Genomic DNA, 21683 nt, shown 5'->3' on the forward strand with positions numbered 1-21683 from the left:
TGGCACATGGACGCCTGTGGGTTACGACCATGTGCCACTCGGATGCGAATCAGACGTTCACGCCGTAGTCGCGGGCGATTCCCGCGAGCCCGGAGGCGTAGCCCTGCCCGATGGCGCGGAATTTCCACTCGTTGTTGTGGCGGTAGAGCTCGCCGAAGACCATGGCGGTTTCGGTTGAGGCGTCTTCGGTGAGGTCGTAGCGGGCCAGTTCCGAACCCGTGCTGACGTCGACGACGCGGATATAGGCGTTGCGGACCTGGCCGAAGGACTGGCCGCGCGCATCTGCCTCGTGGATGGAGACGGGGAAGAAGATGTTGGTGATCGTCGGCGGGGTGGCCGCCAGGTCGACGTTGATCACCTCGTCGTCGCCTTCGCCTTCACCGGTGAGGTTGTCGCCGGTGTGTTCGATGGTGCCTTCCGGGGAACGCAGGTTGTTGTAGAAGACGAAATGCTTGTCCGACAGCACTTTCAGGGTGGGGCCGGTCGCCAGGGCGCTGGCATCCAGGTCGTAGGCGGCGCCCATAGTGGTTCGCACATCCCAGCCGAGACCAACGGCTACTTTGGTGAGATTCGGGGCCTGCTTGGACAGCGAAACATTGCCGCCTTTGGCCAGTGTGACGCTCAATTCTCTCCCTCCTCGACCCAGGAACGCAGTGTCGCCACTCTGCTCTCCAGGGCGTGCAGTTCGCTCGCGTCGAGCACGGTGCGCTGGATGCCCTTGGCGACCGCGAACGCCGACTGACGATGATCGTCGATCACGTCCACGTCGATGCGGACCGCGACGTAATCGTCGGCGCCGGGCATCTCTTCCGCGATGACCTTCGCGGTACCGCGCGCGCAAAAGGCGTTATTGCCGCCGCCGAGGATCAGTAGCGCGATCTGCGGCCGTTCCCGTAGCCGGGCCAGCGAACCGCGATCGAATTTGAGGCTGAGGAAAATGGTGCGGTCGCCTGCACGAACGGGCCAGGACACCGGGATCGCATGCGGCGCCGGATCCGTGGTGACCAGCACCGCGATCGTGTCCTGCGGCCATTCCGGCAGGACATTCAGTTCTGGGTGGTCGGTCGATGGATCCTGATGCTGTGCAGGTCCGGCTCCGGCTGCCATGTTCATCACCTCGTGGCTCGACGTGCGCGACGGCTGTGCCGCACTGCACTCCAGTCTAGATCGCGTCGCCGACAGCCGGTTCGGTTAGTGCGCGGCGGAACTAGTCACCGTAACCCGCTGCTGCCGAGGGCAATCGATATCGGGTGCATGCACGTGGTAGGTCGCAGTCACGGCGTTATCGGTGGGTTTCCCTGGTGCCCATGGTGTTCTGGATGGGATCACCGAACTGCTGTTCACCGGAGCCTTGGTCGGGAGCATCAGTGAGACGATTGCGCCCACATGGCCGCGCCACGCTCATACCGGGGCGGGTTCCGGAACCGCCGCCAGCGGCAGCGCCCGCGCCCACTCGCGCGCCATATCCCTCGGTTTGATCTCGGTGGATGCATCGTGGCGGGCGTGTTCACCGACCTGTATCGCGCCGCGCTCGGACAACTTCTGGGCCGCGATCTCGCCACCCCGGTTGAAGGTGTCGCCGTACACCGAGTCGCCGAGCCCGAATACGGCGAAGCGCAGGCCGGTCAGGTCGGGGGAGCTCGCGTCGAGGGCGTCGAAGAACGGTTCCGCGCCGGTCGGCAGGTCACCGTCGCCGTAGGTGGAGCAGACGATGACGTGGAATACGCCACTGTCGATGTCCTCGATAGCGAAGTCGGTCATGTCGTAGACCGAGATATCGTGGTCGGCCAGCTCCTCGGCCACGCATTCGGCCACTGCTTCGGCCGTGCCCATCTCCGAGCCGAACAGAACAACAATGCGCACGGCGCCACTCCTCTCCGCATAGTTCTTTGGGAAGGCAATCCTAACTTAGGGTAGGTCTTCCCTGGTAACCCACCCGAGCCCCCGATCCGCGTTACTCGGCGAGCTCGTACTCAGCTCGGGGTGTTCAATGGTTCCCGGCGGGCGGGTAACTCCACGCCGTCCCGGTCGGTGAGCATGGCGAAATACCGGCGCAGCATCAATGTGGCGGTAGCCGCCAGGCCGGCGGTGAGACCCCACCAGACACCGGGTGCACCGAGTCCGGCCGGGAAGGCCAGCAGCAGCGCCGTCGGTAGCCCGACGAGCCAGTAGCCCACCACCGACAGCCGGAAGCCGGCTCTGGTCGCCTCCAGGCCACGTAACAGCCCGGTGCCGATGTTCTGCGCGGCGTCGAAGAACTGCAGCACGATACCGATCAACAACAGGGTGCGGGCGATCTCCATACCGGCGGTGTCACCCGGATCCATGAACGGGCGCAGCACCAGATCGGGTACCGCCACGTAGGCCACGCCGGTGACGGCCGCCACCACGACGGCATGCCGCAGCGCGAGCCAGGCGATGACCCGGGCGTGCCCGGTTTCCGCACGCGCCACCGCATGGCTGACCAGGATCGACGCGCCGTGCGAGAGGCCGATCGCTACCTGGAACACGATGTAGATGACCTGATAGACCACGTTGTGCGCGGCCAGTGCCGCCGGGCCGATAGTGCCCATCGCCAGGGCGAGCACCGAGAACATTCCGGCTTCGGAGCCGTAGGTGAGCGAGATCGGGGCGCCGAGCCGCAGTTCCGCGCGCACGGTCGCCAAACGCACCGGCCACGGTCGCAGCGGCAGAGTCCGGCCGAGTTCGCTGTCGCGGCGCACCATCGCCAAGAACACCGCGAAGGTGATCAGGAAGACCAGCGAGCTGGCCACACCGATCCCGGTCAGCCCGAGCGCGGGTAGTCCGGCCCAGCCGTGGATGAAGCACAGTGCCAGCGCCAGGTTCAGCCCGATCGAGCCGAGCGTCACCAACAGCAACGCTTGCGGGCGCTGCATACCGACGGTGTATTGGCGCAGCACCTGGAACCACAGGCACGGCAGCAGGCCGGGGGCGAGCGCAATCATCATCGGGCGCGCCTCGGCGAGCACACCGGGGTCCTGCCCGAGCCAGGGCAGCATCCAGCCGAGGCCGATGAGGATCGCGCCGCCGAGTAGTCCCGCACCGGTGGCGATCAGAAAACTGGAGCGCACCACATCGCGTACCGCATCGTCGGCATTGCTGCCGCTTTTGCCTGCCGCGCCGACGGCGGCGGCGATCTGGTTACCGCTGCCGGTGATCAGTCCGACGCACATGGTGCGGATCTGGTTGAACAGCACCATCGCCAACCCGCCTGCGGCGAGCTGTGCGACGCCGAGCGTGCCCATCAGCGCGATATTGGTGGTGGAGACCGCGATCTGGGCGAGCTGGGTGAGGGCGATCGGGGTGGCCAGCGCTGTGAGGCGGTGGCCGTCGGCGCGGTAACGTCCCAGCGTCGCGATCACGGTACCTGCACCATCTGACCGGCGAGATGATCCGGTTCCGGCCGGTGTCCGGACAGTTCAGCAGGGGCGCGGTGGGACGGCGGCTGCCGCCGGGCCGGTGGGGTGTAGCGGTCCAGCATCTGATGTACCTCGTGTTCGAGACCGGGATCGAGCAGGTCGCGGGCAGCCATCCATTCGTCGTCGAACACAGTGTCCAGGTATTTCTCGCCGCCGTCGCAGACGATGGTGACCACGGTGGAGCCGGGCGGGAAATCCTCGAGCCGGGTCAGCGCCGCATGGACCGAACCGCCCGCCGAGCCGCCGATCATGAGCCCGAGCTGGCGGGCCACGGCACGGGCGGTGGCGAACGCCGCCGCGTCGGAAACCTTCACGCCCTCGTCGAGCAGCGAGTAGTCGACGGCGGTGCCGATGGTGGCGCCGGGGGGAGTGCCGGTGCCGGACTGCCAGTACGGTCCGCCCGGCCCGCCGAAGGCGATCGAGCCCACCGGCTCGACGCCGATTACATGGGGTACGCAGCCGAGCTGCCGCAGCCGGGTCGCGGTGCCGAACAGCGAACCTCCGGTGCCGACCGCTGACAGCAGGATATCGACGCGCTCGACCTCTTCCAGCAATTCTTCTGCTACCGCATAGTAGCCGACGGCATTGGCGTCGTTGTTGTGCTGTTCGGTGAAATACGCGTCGGGGCGGGCAGCGGCCATAGACTCGGCATGATCCTCCCGGGCCGAGGTGGCCAGGTTGTCGTCGCCGGCGTCGGCGACGAAAACCAATTCCGCACCCATCGCTTGCATCGCGCGCAGTTTGTCCTTACATGCGTGGTGGTCGACCACCGCCGTGAAACGGTAGCCGCGTTCGGCGGCAACCACCGCCAATCCGAGCCCGGTATTTCCGGATGTGGATTCGATGATATGCCCGCCATCTTTCAGCAAACCGCGTTCTTCGGCATCTCGCACCATTTCCCTGGCCATCCGGATCTTGGCAGCACCGGTGGGATTGAACTGCTCCAGTTTGAGTAACAGCCGGGTGCCGGTCGCGGTGGCCGCCAGCTCGAACAGCGGGGTGCGGCCGATCAGATCCGTCACACGCGTGACGAGCGGCATGGAGGTCTCCTCGGTCGAAAGGGAAAATTCGATACGGCTGATCGATGCAGCCGATGTGCCTGCTATCCGGCGTCCAGCGTCCAGCGGAACCGGCCGCCCGGTGCGTCGTGAAGCACCACCTTGGGCGGAATGGGTAGTTCGTGGAACGCGGACTCGTTCGAGTCCATCTGATACCCGGCGGTATTCGGATAGACGAGCAGATCGCCGGGTGCGGCCGGTCTCGGTAGCGGTACCCGGCGCCAGCTGAGCATGTCCGATTCCAGGCAGGTGGTGGCGCCGACCACGGTCGGGGTCGGTGTCCCCTGGCGGGGCGGCCACGGCAGCGGGTCGGGCAGGTATTCGCTGTCGAACCACTGTTCGGACAGGCTCAGGCTGGACCCGTCCACGGTCAGCAGCTGATACGGCTGCCCGTGTTCGTGCCTGGTTTTGCTGCCCTGCACCCGGAAAACGGTGCTTCCGGCACGGTCGAGCAGCGCACGTCCCGGTTCGATCGCCAGACCGATATCGGCCGAGCGCAGCCGATCCGCCAGCCCCTGGTGGCCGAGCACGGCCGCGAGCATGGCCGGTCCGGGTTCAGGAAAGTGATACGGGTAATACGACTGGAATTTCTTGCCGGAATGGAACCAGCGTCTGCTCACCTGCCCGGTGAACGCCGCCCATGCCGGGCCGGGCACATAATCGACACCGAAACCGCCGCCGACACTGATGGTGGTGGCCGGATGTCCGAGCGTTCGTGCGGCGAGGCAGCGGTCGACCAGTTCGGCGGCCAGTTCGGCGCGGGGTACCGGATCGTAGCCCGACAGATGAAAGCTGAACCCTTCCACCCGGACCGATGGTGTGGTGGCCGCGGTGCGCTGCGCCTGCTCCAGCTCCTCGGGCGACATACCGAACCGGCTGGCGGAGGCCGTCGGCAGCACCCGCAGCAACACTCGTACCGGAACACCCAGTGCGGCGACCCGATCGAGTTCGCTCATGCTGTCCATGGCGATCAGGGCGCCGTGCCGGGCCGCCAGCCAGAGCAGCTCGCCGGATTTCTCCGGCCCGGTGACCATCAGGTCGCTGCCGCGCACACCCTGGGCCAGCGCTGCGGTCAGCTCGCCGACGCTGGCGACGTCCACACCGGTGTCGTGTTCGGCGCAGGCACGAGCCACGCACGCCGCCTTGTTCGCCTTCTTGCCGAAGTAGATGGACCCCGCCACACCCGACTGCGCGAATACCTCCTGGAAGCCGCGGATATTCCGGCCAACGCGCTCGGGGTACATCAGATGGAACGGGCCGTTCACCGCGAACGCGATGTCCCCGAGCAGGTTCGGGTCGTCGAACGCCCGCCGCTCCCATTCGTCGCGGTACGCGGGCAGGGGTGCGGCGACGGTGCCCGCGTCGGATGCCGGGCGGTGCGCCCTGGCATCGGGCGTCACCTCGTCGGCTCCGGTCAATCCCACAGTGCCACCTCCGTGCCGCGGCCTTCGGCGATGGCACGCTGGGCCAGGGCATGTGCGACAGCGACATCGGTGAGCACCAGGCCGCTGTTGTAGACGAAGATGCGCTCGTCCTGACTACGCCTGGCTACGGCGCGGCGGTTGAGGATCTGCGGCAGCTCGGCGTCCACGCCGCGCAGCACGCCGTGCTCATCGGCCATATCGACACCGGTCAATGCCATCTGCTCGGCACTGGTGGCGACCACCCGGTCGGCGTCGCCCAGGGTGGACGGGGCTAGGCCGTAGCCGACCAGCACCGCCACCGACCCTGGTTTCAGATCCTCGGATTCCAGGGCGACCTCGGTGCCCGGTCCCGCCGTGGCCAGTACCACGTCGGCGGCGCGTGCGGCGGCCTGTGGATCGTCGACGTTCTCCAGCACCGCGTGCGGCTGATATGCGGCCAGCTGCCGGTGCACCGCCTCGATACCTTCGGGATGGGTGCCGTACAGCATCAGTGTGCGCAGTTGCGGATTGGCCGCCAGCAGATGCGGCAGAGCGTTGCGGCCCTGGGTGCCGGTGCCGATCAACAGCACACTTTCGGCGTCGCGGCGAATCGTTTCCCGTACCAGCAGTGCCGAGACCGCTGGGGTGCGCAGCGCGCCGACCCTGGCACAGTCCATCATCGCGATGGGGGCGCCGGTGGTGTCGTCGTAGAGGGTGATGGTGGTGTAGTACCGCTTGGTGCTGCGGTCGTGACCCGGATCGAATTTGTAGGAGGTTTTCATCGCGACCACGCGGCGGCGGCCGTCGCGGCCGAGCATCGCATAGGCGACCGACCAGCCGTCCGGGTTGGCGACGCTGAGTTTGCGCGGGTTGTCGGATTCGCCTGCGGCGAGCGCCAGATAGGCGTCCTCCACGGCGCGGACCACCTCGGCGGGGGATACCGGTACATCGGCGAGGTCGCTGCGACTCAGCACCCGCAGCGGGGTCGCCCGGTCACGTGTGCCCATGGGATCCTCGATCATCTGTGCTGTCCCGCTCTACTCCTGCCGCGACCGTCTCCGGTCCGGCTGCCCCGAATGGGGCGACCAGCTCTTGCCCGTATCCATTCTCCTCGGATTCGGCACTGCGGCGCTGTCGTTGGGGTAGCCGGATGTTCACTCGTTTGAGCCAGCGGTCGGTCCCGTCGTAGCGGGCGATGAAAGGGACCCGGCCGTGTACTGCGACATCGTTGTCCAGCAACAGGATTTCCCCTGGCTGCAGGGCTGCGGTGACGCAGACGCGTTCCAGTTCGGCGGTGAGTTGTGCGTAGGCGTCGCGGTATTCGCGGTCGGCGTCTTCCAGTGGGGTGTATGCCGGGTCGTAGCGAATGGTCATATGTTGTGTATCCGAGGTTGTTTCGGACGTCGACCATAGAGTGGGAACGGGCATCGCGGTGGCCCGGTCGTAGCCGGAACCGTAGGAGACGTCGGGCAGGATCGGCAGCACCGGCATGCTGAGTTGGCTGCGTTGCCCGGCGCTCAATTCCACCCTGCGCACCGACGACACCGTGGTGCCGATGCGGTCCGGATTGCGCAGGCACAGCAGCGCAAGCAGATTGGCGCGTTTCGGGTGGAAGGCGTCTTCGGTATGCGGGCTGAGCAGGGTTGAGCTGCTTGCGCCTGACTGTTCGTCTTCGTGACCGGCCGCGGGCACGATGTTGTTCACCAGTCGGCCGCCCTGTTGTCCCTGCCAGCCGAACGGCTCACCGGCGCAGGCGGCGAGGAGCAGCATCGCGATATCGAGTTCGAAAGAGCAGGCGCGCCTGCCCGGTTCGCCGCTCCAGTGTGCCGCTTGGCGCCAGTCGGCGGGTGTGGGCCCGCATTCGTCGTCGGTCAGTGGGATGCGGTGCACGATCGTGGCGCCCGCTGCGGTGCTGGGTGGTCGCATCACCGCGCGCGCTTCGACGGGCAGCTCACCGGCGCGCCGCGCAATCTGGTGGATCAGCGCAGGTTCGGTCAGTGTATGCGCAACTTCGCTTGGTGCAGAGAGGAATTCGAGTGATATGTCATGAGCGATTTCGCGGACGGCGCGCCCGGCGGCTGCGGACAGTTCGCGATGTTCCATCGCGGGTGGGTGAAACGTCTTACGTTCGGGGAGAACGCTTTTCACCAGGCATTCCCTTCTTCGCATCGGGTCGAAAAGCGGGCGATGACGATTCGATCTGCGAAGCTAGTGCTTCCGTTGGGGCTAGGGCAAGGCTTACCTAACCGCCGCGCATAGATAGCGAGAAAGCATAACTCGAGCCATGTGTAGGCGGTTGGGTGTAGCGTGGTTTCCGGCGCATCGCGCGCTCGGTCACATAGAGCAAGCTTAGGTTAGCCTCGCCTGTCTGATGTGGACAAATCAGCGTGTCGTCATGGGAACATGTTTCCGCACAACAGGTTCGGCAATCAGCGGGCAGCTCGGGGAACGCGTCCTGTGCCGGCTTCGACCGCCTGGCTTGTTCCTCCGGTGCATCGGTTTCGCCGCTGTGGGAGCCTTCACCGCCGCCCAGCGCTGTGATCTGCATACCACACGCATCACTACAACCCGGTCATACCGTGTCCGGCACCTCGCCATAGCTAGGGGCACGGCGGCAGGCAGGCCCGAGCAGAGACTGTTGGCCAGTAGTGCGTACTGCGCCGCGATGTTCTGCCGGACATCGGCGTTCTCCAGCCCTTTCGAAGTTACCCGGCCAAGACCGGTATCGACGGCCATTGCTGTCGTTGTTGCAATACCCTGGACAGGTGGTGCGCACCCCGAACCAGCTCCGTGGCAGAGACCGAGCTCGATGAAGGATCGGCAGGTCGAGGTTGTCGCCGGTGGGCACGTCGTCGCCCGGGTCGCCGGGGCGGTACTGCTGGTCGCGCATCGCGACGGTAATGATCCGACCGCGGACTCGCCCGCTGTGCTCGCCCTGGAATCGCTGGCCGGTCTGGTGCGTGCAGCAGTCGAACAGCGTCCGGACGAACCCGGCGCGGTCATCGCCCGCGAGGCGGCCCGCTGGCTGACGAAGCATGCCGAGCGGATAAGCCCCGGGCTTGCCATAGAGTTCGGCATTCTGTCCCCGGCCGGAACAGAGCAGGTAGCGATCTTCCTGTATGGCGCGGTCACCGCCGTCGTAGCCGGCGAGCAGGTCGAACACTACCGCGGCAGCGACGCCGCGTTCACCGTCGACCGTGCCGTGCCGACGCCGGCGCACGCGGTCGCCCTGTTCGCCGACGACTCCGACGGCCGGATACCGGATCTGCCCGCCGAACGCGGAATCGGCTGGCTTGTCGAAGGAATCGCGCCGGGTCGCGGCGTGATCGTCTGGACGGAGGCGGCCCGGCACCGTCCGCCGTCCCCGGCCGCTCCGGCCGATCACTCGCCGCGCCCGGCAGACCGCGACGACACCGGCCCGGTGCCTACCGCCCGCCTGGACCCGGCGCAGCCGCGGGAACGCCCCGCCGCCCCGAACCAGCCGGTCGATCCGGACGCGACACCGACCGAAGCCGCCACCTCGCTACTGGATATGGCGGGGGAATCGGCCCCCGACCCGCATCACGCCCCTACCGAACAGGGCGGCCCCGAGCTCGTGCCGCAGCCGGACCCCGAGCTGCGCAGGCGGACGGAAGCGACCGCGAAGGGCGCAGCGCTCACCGCGAAGGTGCTCGGGTTCACCTGCGCCCGAGCCCATCCCACCGATCCTCGCTCGGCGTTCTGCTCGGTGTGCGGTATGCCGGTGGACCAGACCCAGCCGCTGCTCGAAGTGGTGCGGCCACCGCTGGGCATGCTGGTCCTCGACGACGGTTCCTCCCATGTGCTGACCGTGGATACCGTTCTCGGCCGCGACCCCGAGCATTCCGAGCAAGCCATGCGGGGACTTGCGCCGCTGAAAGTGGACGACAGCTCGGGTGGGATGTCGCGGGCGCATGCCGAGCTGCTGCTCATCGACTGGGATGTGACCCTGCTGGACCGCGGTTCGACCAACGGCACCCGCATCCGGATGGCCGGCTATCGCGACTGGGTGCGGCTGACACCCAACCAGCCGATGGTGCTGGTTCCCGGCACCGAGATCCTGATCGGTAACCGTGTGCTGCGTTTCGAACCGCTGGCTCCGCCGCCGTTCGGCTGACCGGCCGGTGCCGCGCCGGTCACGAATACCGGGACATGCAGGTGGCTTCCCCGTTGAACACCCCGGCGCGGAAGGCATCCACCCGGGCGAAACCACTGGGCACCGTTTTGCCCTCCACATCGCTGGCGGCCAGGCCATCGGTGAGCAGGCCGGAAACCGCCTCGTCCAGATCACCTGCGGCCAAGGTGATATCGCCCTGTGAGGGCGGGCGGCCGGGCTGGGCGAGCTTCCCGGTCACCACACCGGACAGGCACGCCGCCCGCAAACCGGCTTTGGCGCCCACCAGACGCAGCCCCTGATCGCGTTGTACGGCCAGCGAGTAACGGGCGATGAAGACGAGGTAGCCGTTGTAATCGCCGGTCACCTTCACCGGCAGCGGGTCATCGAGGTCGTTTTCGGCGGTCCCGCGTTCGGCCAGGCCGTCGATATCGGTTGCGATGGTGTTACTGGACGGGCAGTACGACACCGGAGCGGTGCTCGTGCCGTCGGAGCAGTCGATCTTCGCGCCGTCGTAGCTGTAGGTCGGGTCCTCGTCGATCGGCAGGATCGCCGCAAGCGCCTTACTGAGCTCGATCAGGGTCTGCTTGGTGATCGGGTATTCACCGCGCCCGGTGTCATAAGCGAAACTCTGCGGCAGATCACCACGACGCTGCTCGATCTCGTCCATATCGATGGCCTTGCAGCCCTTGGGGCCATCGGTGAAACCGATCTGCACCGCGGTAACCCGCTCGAACGCCGAACCGTGCACGCTGTCGGGGTCGTCGGGATCGGAATCGCGGATGGCGACGGTCGCGGCGAGCACCGAGTTCAGGCCATCGGAGGTGTTGATGGTGAAATGCTTCGACTTGCCCTCGGCGACATAACGCATGAACGCGCCGGCGAAGCAGTCGGCCTGCTGTTCCTTGACGATCACCGGGTCGTCTCGTGCGACGATGCCTGCCATGTTCTGGATGGCATGCCCGTATTCATGAGCCAGCACCATCACCACCGCCATCGGTCCGAAACTGTCCGTCATGGCAGGTAACAGCAGCGCCCGGTCCCAACCAATGGAATTGTCCAGCCTGCAGTAGCCCGCGTTGACCATGCGGTAGGTCGTTTCGGTGCAGAACTCCACCGAATCTGCGCGCGAGGCCTTCGCGCTCCACGAGACCAGTTCGGTGACCGGGGTGAACTTGCCCTCGAACTCCTGGTCGAAACGCTCACTCCAGTAGGTCTGGATGTCCTCGACGGCGTTGAGTGCCAGGGCGTCCACTTCGCCGCCGTCGCCGTTGCGGGCACTCAATTCGCTGTCGGGGACATCGGGGCGCGGCCCGTTAGGCCCACCGGTGGTGGGAAGGCCCGCGACCTGAAAAGGATCGTCGTAGATGGAAACTGCCCGCCCGTCCACCGACCGCGTGCATCCGGCAACCAGCAGCACCGCGCACACGGCCGCGGAGATGAGCGCGGCAGCACGGAGTTTCGGCATTGGTTCCTCCCCTTCCCCGACCGGGGTAAACGTCCATTTCACGCGCCGGACCGGGGGCAGACGCCAGTACTGGGGGCACCGCTGGGATCCGGGTGATGGAATAGTATCCGCTGCATGTCTACACCGGGGGCGCAGACCATCACCGTGCGCCATGATGGAACTGAACGAGTCTTTGATTCGAGCCAGCACGTCACGATGGGCCGCGCGCCGGAAGTGACGCTGTTCGTAGACAGTCCGCTGGTTTCCCGAATCCACGCGACGTTGACCTTTCAACGGGGAGGGTGGGTACTCACCGACAACGGCAGTACCAACGGCGTATTCGTCAACGCGACGCGGATCGGTCAACCGGTCCCGATCGACCGCCCGACCCAAATCCGGCTCGGTGACGCGATCACCGGGCCGTTGCTGCATTTATTGCCCGTTTCCGCACCCGCAGCACCCCAGCAGCGACCGGCCCAGCCGCACTGGCAGGCCACGAACCAGCCTGCGGCGCAGCAGCCCGCCGCACCACACGCGCGTCCGCCGGTTCATCAACCGCATCCCGCTCATCCTCAGCATTCCGGCGGCCAGCGGGTACCGGGACACCGCAGCGGACCGCATCCGCAGCCGCAGCACAGCGGTCCCCAGCAGAGCGCCGGGCAGTACGCGGGTCCGCAGCACGGCGGGGGACAGCCACCCCACGGCGGAGGCAGGCCGCCGCACGGCGGTCCCCCGACGCCGCCCGCACCGCCGCAACCGCCCGAACCGAACGTCAACATGACCGCCAAGGCGAGCACCGCCGCCGTGCCGCCCGTGCGCGCCCGTGCATCCTCCGAACCGATCGCCCGCGCCGACCGGTTGCCGCCCGGTGGCCTGGCCATCGGCCGTACCTCCGACAACCAGATCGTCGTCAACGATCCGCTGGCCTCCCGTAAACACGCCCGCCTGATCGCGGGCAGCGAGGGCCTGACCATCGAGGACCTCGGTTCGGCCAACGGCACCTTCGTCAACGGCCACCGCCAGCAGCGCACCGTGCTGCGCGAGCGCGACATCATCACCATCGGCAATATCGACTTCGTCGTGCAGCAGGGCACGCTCGTGCACCGGCAGCGTCCGGTCGCCGAACAAGGCCTGCACGTCCACGGCGTCGGGTTCACCGTCGAAGGCAACAAGCAGCTGCTCGTCGACGTGAACATGCAGGCGGGGCGCGGCACCCTGACCGCGCTGATCGGCCCGTCCGGCGCGGGTAAATCGACCCTGTCGAAGTTGGTCGCGGGTAACACCCAGCCCTCCGGGGGTGTAGTCACTTTCGAGGGCCGTAATCTGCACGCCGAATACGAAGCGCTGCGCTCCCGTATCGGTATGGTGCCGCAGGACGATGTGCTGCACCGTCAGCTCACAGTGCGCCAGGCCCTCGGTTTCGCCGCCGAACTGCGTCTGCCTCCGGATACCTCCAAGGCCGACCGGCAGCAGGTGATCGACGGTGTGCTGCGCGAACTTTCGCTCACCGAGCATGCGGGCACCAGGGTAGACCGGCTCTCCGGTGGTCAGCGCAAACGTGCGTCGGTGGCGTTGGAACTGCTCACCGGCCCTTCGCTGCTGATCCTGGACGAGCCGACCTCCGGCCTGGACCCCGCGCTGGATCGTCAGGTCATGATGATGCTGCGGGAGCTGGCCGACGCGGGCCGCGTGGTGATCGTGGTGACCCACTCGGTGGCCTGCCTGGATATGTGCGACCAGGTGGTGTTGCTCGCACCGGGCGGTAAAACCGCCTACGCGGGCAACCCGGCCGGGGTCGAGGGAGCCCTCGGCACCAGCGACTGGGCGCAGATCTTCGCCGATGTCGCCGCGAACCCTGATCAGGCGTTCGCGGCCTACCGGTCGCGGCAGGCGTTCATACCGCCCCCACCACCACCGGCGCGCCAGGGCTCGATGGGTTCACCACCGCAGTCCAGCGGCTGGAAACAGTTCTCCACACTGGCCAGACGACAGTTGCGGTTGATCCTGGCCGACCGGGGATATCTGGTGTTCCTGGTGTTGATGCCGTTCGTGCTCGGTGGACTGACACTGGTCGTGCCTGGCGACAACGGGCTCGCGCCGGGGCCGCTGCGGCAGACCGAGGAGGGTTTCTTCGTCCGCGACGGCGGCGGGGAAACCCAGCAACTGCTGGTGGTGTTGATCCTGGGCGCCTGCTTCATGGGCTGCACCCTCACTGTGCGTGACCTGGTCGGCGAACGCACCATCTTCCATCGTGAGCGTGCGGTCGGCCTCCTGCCTTCGGCGTATCTGATGGCCAAGATCGTGGTGTTCAGCCTCGCAGCGCTGGTGCAGTCGGCGGTGCTGGTCGGGATCGTGCTCGCGGCGAAGAAGCGGCCGGATCAAGGGTCGGTGCTCGCCTTGGGCAGCGCCGAGCTCTATATCGATATCGCGGTGACCGCAATCTCCTGCGTCGTGGTCGGGTTGCTGCTGTCCACACTGGCCAAATCCAACGAGCAGGTTATGCCGCTGCTAGTGGTGATGATCATGTGCCAGCTGGTGATGGCGGGCGGTATGATCCCGGTCACCGACCGGATTGTCCTCGAACAGGTGTCGTGGCTGTTCCCGTCCCGCTGGGGTTATGCGGCGGGGGCGTCCACCGTCAATATCCGCGAGCTGTTTCCCGCTGCCCAACCAGATGGTCTGTGGGAGCACAGCAAGGAGATCTGGGCTCTCGACATAGGCGTCCTGGTGCTGCTCACCGTGGTGATGTCGGTGGTGACCTGGCAGCGGTTGCGGTTGAAGAAGACTTCGGCGTGAACCCGGTCACCGAGCGAGCGCGCCCCGGCCGGTACGCGACCGCCGGGGCGGCGAGCGTATCTTGCGCGCAGCAGGCACACTGATGCCTGTGATGGTGCGAGTTGGGGCGGTACATCTCGGGCGGGATGTGGTGTCCGTGGCCGCGGGCGGTGGCCGAGTGCCCATCCGCCCGGTGCGGGTCGAGGGTAGCTACATAACCCCCGCCTATCTGCTCGCCGATTCGTCCGGACGGTTGCACACCGCCGGGGTGGGTCGGCAGCAGCAGGGTTTGGGACGGGCGATCGATGACGTGCGCGACATCATCGGCCACCCACGGATCGTGATCGCGGGCGCGACCTGGCCTGCTGAACTGGTGTTCCGCGCCAGGCTGTACAACCCGCTGGCGAGCATGGGCGACTACCTGCGCGGTAAACCCGATGTGGTCGCGCTGCCGTATCCGGATGGCTGGCCGGACGAGAAGGTCGACCTCTACTGCGCGCTGGTGGAACAGCTCGACGTGGAGGTCGAGCCGATCCCGGAATCGATCGCGCTGTCGGGATATGTGCGGGCGCTGGGCCTGGTGCGGTCCCCCGATGCGGGCAACCCGCAGGGTATCGGCGCTACCGGGGTGTACTCCGATGGCCACACAGCGCTGGTGGTCGCGGTGCACGGGGACGATCAGCAGCCGACCGAATCGGTCGAGCTGCCGCTGTCTCGGGAGGCCACCGGCACCGCGCAGGCCGCCGACGACGCGGTGCTGGAGGTAATGGCCGCAGCGCGCTCCATCGGCGCGGACACCTCGACCGTGCTGCTCGCGGGCAACGCGCGCTTCAACGAACCGCTGTGGCACGCCTTCCGCAACCATCTGGGGCATCGGTTCCAGCACGCCGACCATGCCATTCACGCACTGGTGCTCGGCGCGGCACATCTCCTGCTGAGCGAGAACGACTCGGCTGAGCCGGCGTCGACGGGTAGGCATGCCGAACCGGCTGCGCCCCCACCGGTTCGTCCCGACGCCGCGCCGCACCCGCCGCAACACCCGCCCGGTCCGCCGCAGCCGCCTGCGCCGGGACCGGAAGCGATGCGCCCCGCCCCTGATCCGGGGGGACCACACCCCCACGGCCCGGAAGGCGGCCGCATCCCCGGAGCCGGGAACGGGCCTGCTCAACGCCCGGCTGGACCCGATGCCGGACCACCGGGACAGAATTTTCCGCCGGGCGGGCCGTCGTATCCACCGCTAACCGGGCAGGAAGGCGGCGGTCCCACCGGTCCTGGCCCGCATACCGGTCCGACGTCCTACAGTTCGGTCGCGGCGCAGCCGCCCGCCGCGCCCGCGTCGGGACCGGACAGCGAGATGACGGTCAAGGTCGGGTCGGGCGATACCTCCCGCGGCCTACCGCCGAATCTGGCCCAACTGGGTAGCCGGTTCACCCGCCCGCCCGGTACCGCACCCGACGATCAGCGCACTGCGCCCGGTCGTACTGGCCGGCCGGGAACGGGCGAGCAAGGCCGCAGCAGCCACGCCGAGGGCGAGGCTTCGCAGGGCAGAGGCATGATCTGGAACAAAATGAAGGGCAATGTGTTCGGCGCCCCAGCGGTGGCGGGGGCGGTCGCTCTGACCCTGGGAGCAGTCGGTGCGAGCTTGCCGGAAGGCGAAACCATCGAGCTGGCCAGCGCGGTCTCCGGATTCGGCTACAGTGCGGCCGGCTGCGCACTGACACCGCGGATCTCACTTCAACCACAGGTGGACCCCGCCCCCGAGGAACGGGCAGAGGCTCCCGGCGAGACGGGCTCCACCCCGGTACATGCAAGGGCACAGCTCGACGACCAGGGTGCGCCGCTGCGGGAACGGGCCTCGTCGGCCACCGATGACACGGCTACCCCCGACTGCGCGCACCCGGACATCGACACCCTGCGTTTCCTGATTCCCGGCCCGCCCGGCGCAGTCGATCCGGGTCCGCCCATCGATATCTGACCAGTTACTCCGGTGCGCTACCCGGCTGGTATCGTGATCAGCTGGTGTGCGACAGCGACGGGGCCCGGGTCTCAACCGGCCGCCGGGAGTCACCTCGGTTGCGCACCGGGCCGGCAGCACCGACGACAGACAGGGAAGAACTGTGCCTACGTACAGCCCGAAGGCGGGTGACGTTACCCGGAAGTGGTACGTCATCGACGCCACTGACGTAGTGCTCGGCCGTCTTGCCGTCCAGGCAGCGACTCTGCTGCGTGGCAAGAACAAGCCGACCTACGCCCCGCACGTCGATGGTGGCGATTTCGTCATCATCATCAACGCCGACAAGGTCGCCATCAGCGGCAACAAGCGGCAGGACAAGCTGATCCACCGTCACTCCGGGCATCCGGGCGGTCTGAAGACCCGCACTGTCGGACAGGTGCTCGAAACCCGTCCCGAGCGTCTGGTGGAGAAGGCCGTCAAGGGCATGATCCCCAAGAACAAGCTCGGCAACGCCATCGCAGGCAAGCTGAAGGTCTACGCGGGACCGACCCATCCGCATGCGGCGCAGCAGCCCGTTCCGTTCGAGATCAAGCAGGTGGCCCAGTGACCGCTCCCGAGGAATACAACGAGTACGACGAAGCGGTCGTCGAAGACGCCGCGGCCGAGCCGATCGAGGACGGCGAAGGGTACGAGGTCGAATACGAAGCCACCTACGTCCCGTCGCTGGTCGAGCGCCCCGTGCAGAGCGTCGGCCGCCGCAAGGAGGCCGTTGTCCGCGTGCAGCTGGTGCCGGGTACCGGCAACTTCGTGCTGAACGGCCGCTCCATCGAGGACTACTTCCCGAACAAGGTGCACCAGCAGCTGGTCAAGTCACCGCTGGTGACCGTCGAGCGCACCGAGTCCTTCGATATCCACGCCCGCCTGGTCGGCGGTGGCCCGTCGGGCCAGGCCGGTGCATTGCGGCTGGCTATCGCCCGCGCGCTGATCCAGGCCACCCCCGAGGATCGTCCCGCGCTGAAGCGGGCCGGGTTCCTCACCCGTGACCCGCGCGCCACCGAGCGCAAGAAGTACGGTCTGAAGAAGGCGCGTAAGGCGCCGCAGTACTCGAAGCGCTGATTTCGGCATCGCCGCATCGGCTGCCACCGCATTCTGGTGTTATTCGGAAAACGCGGTCAGGCCGATACGGCACCTGTACGAGAGCAGGCTTCCAGCCCGGCTGGTCGCCTGCTCTCGTGCTGTATGAACTTGCTGCGGTGCGTCGTGGGGTCCTTCGGCGGTGGTCCGGACCGCATCCAGGCGCGTCGCGCACGTCGCGGAATCACCGATGAGGGGCGAAGTATGGGACGTTTGTTCGGCACCGATGGGGTACGCGGGCTCGCCAACGATTCGTTGAGCCCGGAACTGGCGCTACGGGTTTCCGGAGCGGCCGCGCAGGTTCTCGGCGGCGATCGCGGCCGCAGACGCAAGCTCGCGGTCGTCGGCCGCGACCCGCGTGCCAGCGGCGAGATGCTGGAGGCCGCCATCACCGCAGGCCTGACCGCTGCGGGTGTGGATGTGCTTTCGGTGGGTGTGCTTCCGACGCCCGCCGTCGCCTACCTCACCGGCTTGTACGACGCGTGCCTTGGCGTGATGATCTCCGCCTCGCACAACCCGATGCCGGACAACGGGATCAAGATCTTCGCCGCGGGCGGGCACAAACTCGACGACGCAGTGGAGGACCGGATCGAGGCCCTGATGGCCGACGGAACCCCAGCGCGTCCCACCGGGGCCGGTATCGGCCGGGTCCTCAACGCGGTCGGCGCCCCCGAGCACGGTTTGGTTGTTCCCGACCAGTACAGCGTCGCCGGAACCCACGAACGATACGTCGAACACCTGGTCGAGGCGACCGGCCAGGACCTGAATGGGCTGACCGTTGTCGTCGATTGCGCGCACGGAGCGGCCGCGGAAGTAGGGCCCGCCGCCTACCAGGAGGCCGGTGCGACCGTGATCGCGATCAACGCCGAACCCGACGGCCTCAATATCAACGACGGATGCGGTTCCACCCATCTGGACCAGGTCCGCCGCGCAGTGCTCGAGCACGGCGCCGACCTCGGCCTCGCCCACGACGGCGACGCCGACCGCTGCCTGGCCGTGGACGCAGCGGGCAATATCGTCGACGGCGACGCCATCCTGGCGATCCTCGCCCTTGCCATGCACGCCGACGGCGACCTCACCGACAACACCCTGGTCGCGACCGTGATGAGCAACCTCGGCCTGCATATCGCCATGCGGGAGGCGGGGATAACGGTCCGCACCACCGCGGTCGGCGACCGCTATGTGCTGGAGGAATTGCGTCGCGGCGGTTTCGCGCTCGGCGGGGAACAGTCCGGGCACGTGGTCTTCCCGCGCTACGGCACCACCGGCGACGGCGTCCTCACCGGCCTGAAACTGATGGCCCGGATGAGCGCCACCGGCTGCACCCTCGCCGATCTGGCGTCCGTGCTGCGGACGGTCCCGCAGGTCCTGGTGAACGTCCCGGTCACCGACAAGGCCGCCGCCACCTCCGCGGCCGATGTGCGTGACGCCGTCGCAGAGGCCGAACGGATACTCGGCGCCACCGGCCGCGTCCTGCTGCGTCCGAGCGGCACCGAGCAGCTCGTGCGCGTGATGGTCGAAGCAACCGACCTGACCCAGGCACAGTACCTCGCCGACGATCTTGCCAAACGAGTCGCTACGGCCTGATTCCGCGGCCGAGCTGCTCGATTCAGAACTGCTCCGCGACAAAACCGGTGAACAGCACCAGGAAACCGCCGATTTCTCCCGCAATGAGGGCGACCATGGTCCACCGCAACGGCTGCCCGATCTCGCCATGGAACTGGTTGGTGGTGTCGCGGCGGTAACCATGCCAGGCATAGGTCGCGATCGCACCGGCGAAAAACGCCACGACGATCGCGGCGGCTACCAGATTCACCGCGGTCGGCCAACCACTGAGCTCGGTGAACACCGCCAGCAGCAGGGTGGCGAACGAGTACATGAGTGCAGCGCGGTGGGCGATATCGACGTACACGTGCGCGGTCCCGTCGGGCGAGGTGCGCATGCCGTGGTATTTCCACACACCGAGGACCAGCGCGGACAGGAAGATCAGACCCGCAGCGGCCAGTGCCAGGCGAGTGTCGATACCGAGCTCGAATGGTGCTTCGGCTGCGGTACCGGCGTGCGCGAGGACACTCACGCGTAGGACAGGTAGCTGCTGGAGCAAAGCCTCGTACATGCTGTGTATATTGGCCGCGGCTTTGTCGCGGCGGGTTCGCGGCCCCTGATGGCTCGCGTTTCAGCCCTCGCGACTTGCGCCTGCGGTGCACGCGCGAGTGTCGGACGTTCGTCCGTCCCGGCGCTCCCAGCTGTGAGGGCTGAAACGCGAGCCGGGCCGCCAACTGAGGCATGTACTGCACATGTTCCGCTGTCGCTGGAGGCGGTATCGGGAATCAGGTTTCGGTGAGGCGCCCGCTGTCCAGGTGCCAGCGGCGGGTCGCGTGTACTGAATCGAGCATGCGGCGGTCGTGGGTGACCAGCAGCATTGTGCCGGTGAAGGACGCTACGGCCTGCTCCAACTGTTGGATCGCGGGCAGGTCGAGGTGGTTGGTCGGTTCGTCGAGGACGAGCAGGTTGACTCCGCGTGCCTGCAGCAGTGCGAGTGCGGCGCGGGTGCGTTCGCCGGGGGACAGGATGTCGCAGGCGCGGTGCACGTGCTGGCCGCGTAGACCGAATTTCGCGAGCAGGGTGCGCACATCGGCGTCGGGCCAGTCGGGCATCTGGGTGCCGAAAGCATGTGCCAGCGTGTCGGTTCCGCGGAAACGCCCGCGTGCCTGGTCGACCTCGCCCACCAGCACACCCGAACCGAGCGCACAGCTGCCGGTCTCCGGCGTGATTCGCCCGAGTAGCAGGGCGAGCAGTGTCGACTTACCTGCCCCGTTCACCCCGGTCAGCACGATCCGGTCGGCGAAGTCGATCTGGGTGGTGATCGGCCCGAGCCGGAAATCTCCGCGCGTCACAGTCGCGTTCGAGGCCGTGACGACCACCGACCCGCTGCGCGGCGCCGCGGCGATGGTCATCCGCAGTTCCCATTCCTTACGCGGTTCGGTCACCTCTTCCAGTCGTTCTATCCGCCGCTGCGTTTGCCGCGCCTTCGCCGCCTGCTTCTCGGTGGCTTCCGCGCGCATTCTGCGCCCGGCCTTGTCGGAATCGAGCTTTCTGGGGTCGCGGGTTGTGCGGCGTGCGTTGCGCACTCCGTGCTCGAGCCAGTTGCGCTGCATCTGCGCGCGGGCTTCGAGCCCCGCCTTGGTGTCGGCGTACTCTTCGTACGCCTCGCGCGCATGCCTGCGGGCGATCTCCCGTTCGGTCAGATAGGCCTCGTAGCCGCCGTCGTACACGCCCACTTGCTGCTGCGCCAGATCGAGTTCGACGACCCGGTTCACGCAGCGCGCCAGGAACTCCCGATCGTGGCTGATCACCATCAACGGCACCCGCACCGAGGTCACGAACTGTTCCAGCCGGGCCAGGCCGTCCAGATCCAGATCGTTGGTCGGCTCGTCAAGCAACAGAATGTCGAAGCGGGACAACAACACCGACGCCAGGCCCGCCCGGGCGGCCTGACCGCCGGACAGCACCGTCATCGGGGTGCGCAACCCATCAGGGAGGCTGTCGTGCAGGCCCAGACTCACGGCGACCTGCCCGGCGCGCTGTTCGAAATCCGCGCCGCCCAGCGCCAGCCAGCGTTCCAGCGCGGGCGAGTATTCGTCGCCGTCGCCGTCGCCGTCGCCGTCGTCGCCACTGCCGAGCCGTTCGGCTGCGTCGTCCATCGCCTGTTGCGCGGCAGCGACACCGGTGCGTCTGCCGAGGAATTCGAGCACTGTCTCGCCCGGCATCCGCTCCGGTTCCTGCGCCAGGTAGCCGATCGTCGCGTCCGGCGGGCTGAGCGTGATCACGCCATGCCGTTGGGCGAGCATCCGCAACAGGGTGGATTTGCCCGCCCCGTTTGCGCCGACCAGGCCGATCACGTCCCCGGGGGCGAGGGTGAGATCGAGGTCGCTGAACAGGACGCGTTCCCCGTGCGCGGCGGACAGCCCGCGCGCCTGCAAAGTGGTGCTCACCCGCAACAGTCTGCCCTGCTCCGGGGAACACCCTGAGTCCGGTCGTGCCGAATTCAGGGTGGGTATCGGTAACGGGACCGATGCCGCGCCCCGTGCATCCGCGGACCATGGACGTTGTAGTGATCGACACCGAAAGGGAGACCGACATGACCGCCCCTGCCCGCCGCTTCACCCGCTCGACCACCGACAAATGGATCGCCGGAGTATGCGGCGGCATCGCCGAATATTTCGGTTGGAGCGCCGGAGTGGTCCGGCTGCTGTTCGTGCTGTCCTGCCTGCTGCCAGGCCCGCAGTTCATCCTGTACTTGGCGCTGTGGCTGATCATCCCCAAGCAGCGCTGAGCCG

18 protein-coding genes are annotated in these 21683 nt (G+C 67.3%); 7 read left to right on the forward strand and 11 right to left on the reverse strand.

Going from position 1 to position 21683, the window contains the following annotated elements; genetic code table 11:
- Nucleotides 1–49: 49 nt before the first annotated feature.
- From B0T44_RS10030 to B0T44_RS10065, 8 genes are all read right to left on the reverse strand, one after another.
- The gene (locus tag B0T44_RS10030; RefSeq protein ID WP_077116848.1) at nucleotides 50–625 is read right to left on the reverse strand and encodes a TerD family protein; all 576 of its coding nucleotides are present in this window, start codon (nucleotides 623–625) and stop codon (nucleotides 50–52) included.
- Complete coding sequence (locus B0T44_RS10035) at nucleotides 622–1107, reverse strand: hypothetical protein (protein WP_077116847.1); 486 nt, start codon at nucleotides 1105–1107, stop codon at nucleotides 622–624. The genes B0T44_RS10030 and B0T44_RS10035 overlap by 4 nt, the downstream gene beginning before the upstream one ends.
- A gap of 294 nt (nucleotides 1108–1401) precedes the next feature.
- Complete coding sequence (locus tag B0T44_RS10040; RefSeq protein ID WP_077116846.1) at nucleotides 1402–1863, reverse strand: flavodoxin domain-containing protein; 462 nt, start codon at nucleotides 1861–1863, stop codon at nucleotides 1402–1404.
- A gap of 110 nt (nucleotides 1864–1973) precedes the next feature.
- The gene (locus tag B0T44_RS10045; protein WP_425436844.1) at nucleotides 1974–3380 is read right to left on the reverse strand and encodes an MATE family efflux transporter; all 1407 of its coding nucleotides are present in this window, start codon (nucleotides 3378–3380) and stop codon (nucleotides 1974–1976) included.
- Entirely contained in the window at nucleotides 3380–4480 is a 1101-nt protein-coding gene (locus tag B0T44_RS10050) for a PLP-dependent cysteine synthase family protein (RefSeq protein ID WP_081511881.1), read from the reverse strand. The genes B0T44_RS10045 and B0T44_RS10050 overlap by 1 nt, the downstream gene beginning before the upstream one ends.
- A 62-nt stretch (nucleotides 4481–4542) precedes the next feature.
- A complete protein-coding gene (locus B0T44_RS10055) occupies nucleotides 4543–5922 on the reverse strand; it encodes an alanine racemase (RefSeq protein WP_245839318.1) in 1380 nt (459 codons plus the stop codon).
- The gene (locus B0T44_RS10060; RefSeq protein ID WP_175648017.1) at nucleotides 5913–6923 is read right to left on the reverse strand and encodes an ornithine cyclodeaminase family protein; all 1011 of its coding nucleotides are present in this window, start codon (nucleotides 6921–6923) and stop codon (nucleotides 5913–5915) included. Before B0T44_RS10060 ends, B0T44_RS10055 begins: the two co-directional genes overlap by 10 nt.
- Nucleotides 6895–8049, reverse strand: coding sequence for a TauD/TfdA family dioxygenase (locus B0T44_RS10065; protein WP_077116844.1), 1155 nt, complete (start codon nucleotides 8047–8049; stop codon nucleotides 6895–6897). Before B0T44_RS10065 ends, B0T44_RS10060 begins: the two co-directional genes overlap by 29 nt.
- Nucleotides 8050–8710: 661 nt before the next feature.
- On the opposite strand from B0T44_RS10065, the gene B0T44_RS10070 reads away from it, so the two are divergent.
- Entirely contained in the window at nucleotides 8711–10036 is a 1326-nt protein-coding gene (locus tag B0T44_RS10070; RefSeq protein WP_077116843.1) for an FHA domain-containing protein, read from the forward strand.
- A 19-nt stretch (nucleotides 10037–10055) separates the two neighbouring features.
- Here the strand turns inward: B0T44_RS10070 and B0T44_RS10075 are convergent, their stop codons facing one another.
- Entirely contained in the window at nucleotides 10056–11501 is a 1446-nt protein-coding gene (locus B0T44_RS10075; RefSeq protein WP_077116842.1) for a neutral zinc metallopeptidase, read from the reverse strand.
- A gap of 114 nt (nucleotides 11502–11615) precedes the next feature.
- On the opposite strand from B0T44_RS10075, the gene B0T44_RS10080 reads away from it, so the two are divergent.
- The 5 genes from B0T44_RS10080 (at nucleotide 11616) to glmM (ending at nucleotide 18930) form a co-directional block, all read left to right on the forward strand.
- The gene (locus B0T44_RS10080; protein WP_077116841.1) at nucleotides 11616–14276 is read left to right on the forward strand and encodes an FHA domain-containing protein; all 2661 of its coding nucleotides are present in this window, start codon (nucleotides 11616–11618) and stop codon (nucleotides 14274–14276) included.
- Between the two features lie 88 nt (nucleotides 14277–14364).
- Complete coding sequence (locus B0T44_RS27980; protein WP_254854188.1) at nucleotides 14365–16230, forward strand: hypothetical protein; 1866 nt, start codon at nucleotides 14365–14367, stop codon at nucleotides 16228–16230.
- 142 nt (nucleotides 16231–16372) lie between these two features.
- The gene (gene rplM, locus B0T44_RS10090) at nucleotides 16373–16816 is read left to right on the forward strand and encodes a 50S ribosomal protein L13 (protein WP_077116840.1); all 444 of its coding nucleotides are present in this window, start codon (nucleotides 16373–16375) and stop codon (nucleotides 16814–16816) included.
- Entirely contained in the window at nucleotides 16813–17325 is a 513-nt protein-coding gene (rpsI, locus tag B0T44_RS10095; RefSeq protein ID WP_077116839.1) for a 30S ribosomal protein S9, read from the forward strand. The genes rplM and rpsI overlap by 4 nt, the downstream gene beginning before the upstream one ends.
- A 222-nt stretch (nucleotides 17326–17547) precedes the next feature.
- Nucleotides 17548–18930: a phosphoglucosamine mutase gene (gene glmM, locus B0T44_RS10100; protein ID WP_077116838.1), complete on the forward strand. Its 1383-nt coding sequence runs from the start codon at nucleotides 17548–17550 to the stop codon at nucleotides 18928–18930.
- A 22-nt stretch (nucleotides 18931–18952) separates the two neighbouring features.
- On the opposite strand, the gene B0T44_RS10105 is transcribed toward glmM, so the two are convergent.
- Together B0T44_RS10105 and B0T44_RS10110 are read right to left on the reverse strand one after the other, a co-directional pair.
- Complete coding sequence (locus B0T44_RS10105; protein ID WP_245839323.1) at nucleotides 18953–19459, reverse strand: hypothetical protein; 507 nt, start codon at nucleotides 19457–19459, stop codon at nucleotides 18953–18955.
- Nucleotides 19460–19673: 214 nt separating this feature from the next.
- On the reverse strand, nucleotides 19674–21338 hold the full coding sequence (locus B0T44_RS10110) for an ABC-F family ATP-binding cassette domain-containing protein (protein ID WP_077117015.1): 1665 nt from the start codon (nucleotides 21336–21338) through the stop codon (nucleotides 19674–19676).
- 146 nt (nucleotides 21339–21484) lie between these two features.
- On the opposite strand from B0T44_RS10110, the gene B0T44_RS10115 reads away from it, so the two are divergent.
- Nucleotides 21485–21679 (forward strand): PspC domain-containing protein, encoded by a 195-nt coding sequence (locus B0T44_RS10115; protein WP_077117013.1) that lies wholly within the window; start codon nucleotides 21485–21487, stop codon nucleotides 21677–21679.
- Nucleotides 21680–21683 lie beyond the last annotated feature (4 nt).

This window comes from Nocardia donostiensis (assembly GCF_002081715.1).
Classification (GTDB): domain Bacteria; phylum Actinomycetota; class Actinomycetes; order Mycobacteriales; family Mycobacteriaceae; genus Nocardia; species Nocardia donostiensis.

Bases quoted from the DNA above. Each gene is read 5' to 3' on its own strand.
- B0T44_RS10035 (WP_077116847.1), bottom strand. From the start codon at position 1,107: ATGGCAGCCGGAGCCGGACCTGCACAGCATCAGGATCCATCGACCGAC.
- B0T44_RS10050 (WP_081511881.1), bottom strand. From the start codon at position 4,480: ATGCCGCTCGTCACGCGTGTGACGGATCTGATCGGCCGCACCCCGCTG.
- B0T44_RS10060 (WP_175648017.1), bottom strand. From the start codon at position 6,923: ATGATCGAGGATCCCATGGGCACACGTGACCGGGCGACCCCGCTGCGG.
- B0T44_RS10070 (WP_077116843.1), top strand. From the start codon at position 8,711: ATGAAGGATCGGCAGGTCGAGGTTGTCGCCGGTGGGCACGTCGTCGCC.
- B0T44_RS10075 (WP_077116842.1), bottom strand. From the start codon at position 11,501: ATGCCGAAACTCCGTGCTGCCGCGCTCATCTCCGCGGCCGTGTGCGCG.
- B0T44_RS10080 (WP_077116841.1), top strand. From the start codon at position 11,616: ATGTCTACACCGGGGGCGCAGACCATCACCGTGCGCCATGATGGAACT.
- glmM (WP_077116838.1), top strand. From the start codon at position 17,548: ATGGGACGTTTGTTCGGCACCGATGGGGTACGCGGGCTCGCCAACGAT.
- B0T44_RS10105 (WP_245839323.1), bottom strand. From the start codon at position 19,459: ATGTACGAGGCTTTGCTCCAGCAGCTACCTGTCCTACGCGTGAGTGTC.
- B0T44_RS10115 (WP_077117013.1), top strand. From the start codon at position 21,485: ATGACCGCCCCTGCCCGCCGCTTCACCCGCTCGACCACCGACAAATGG.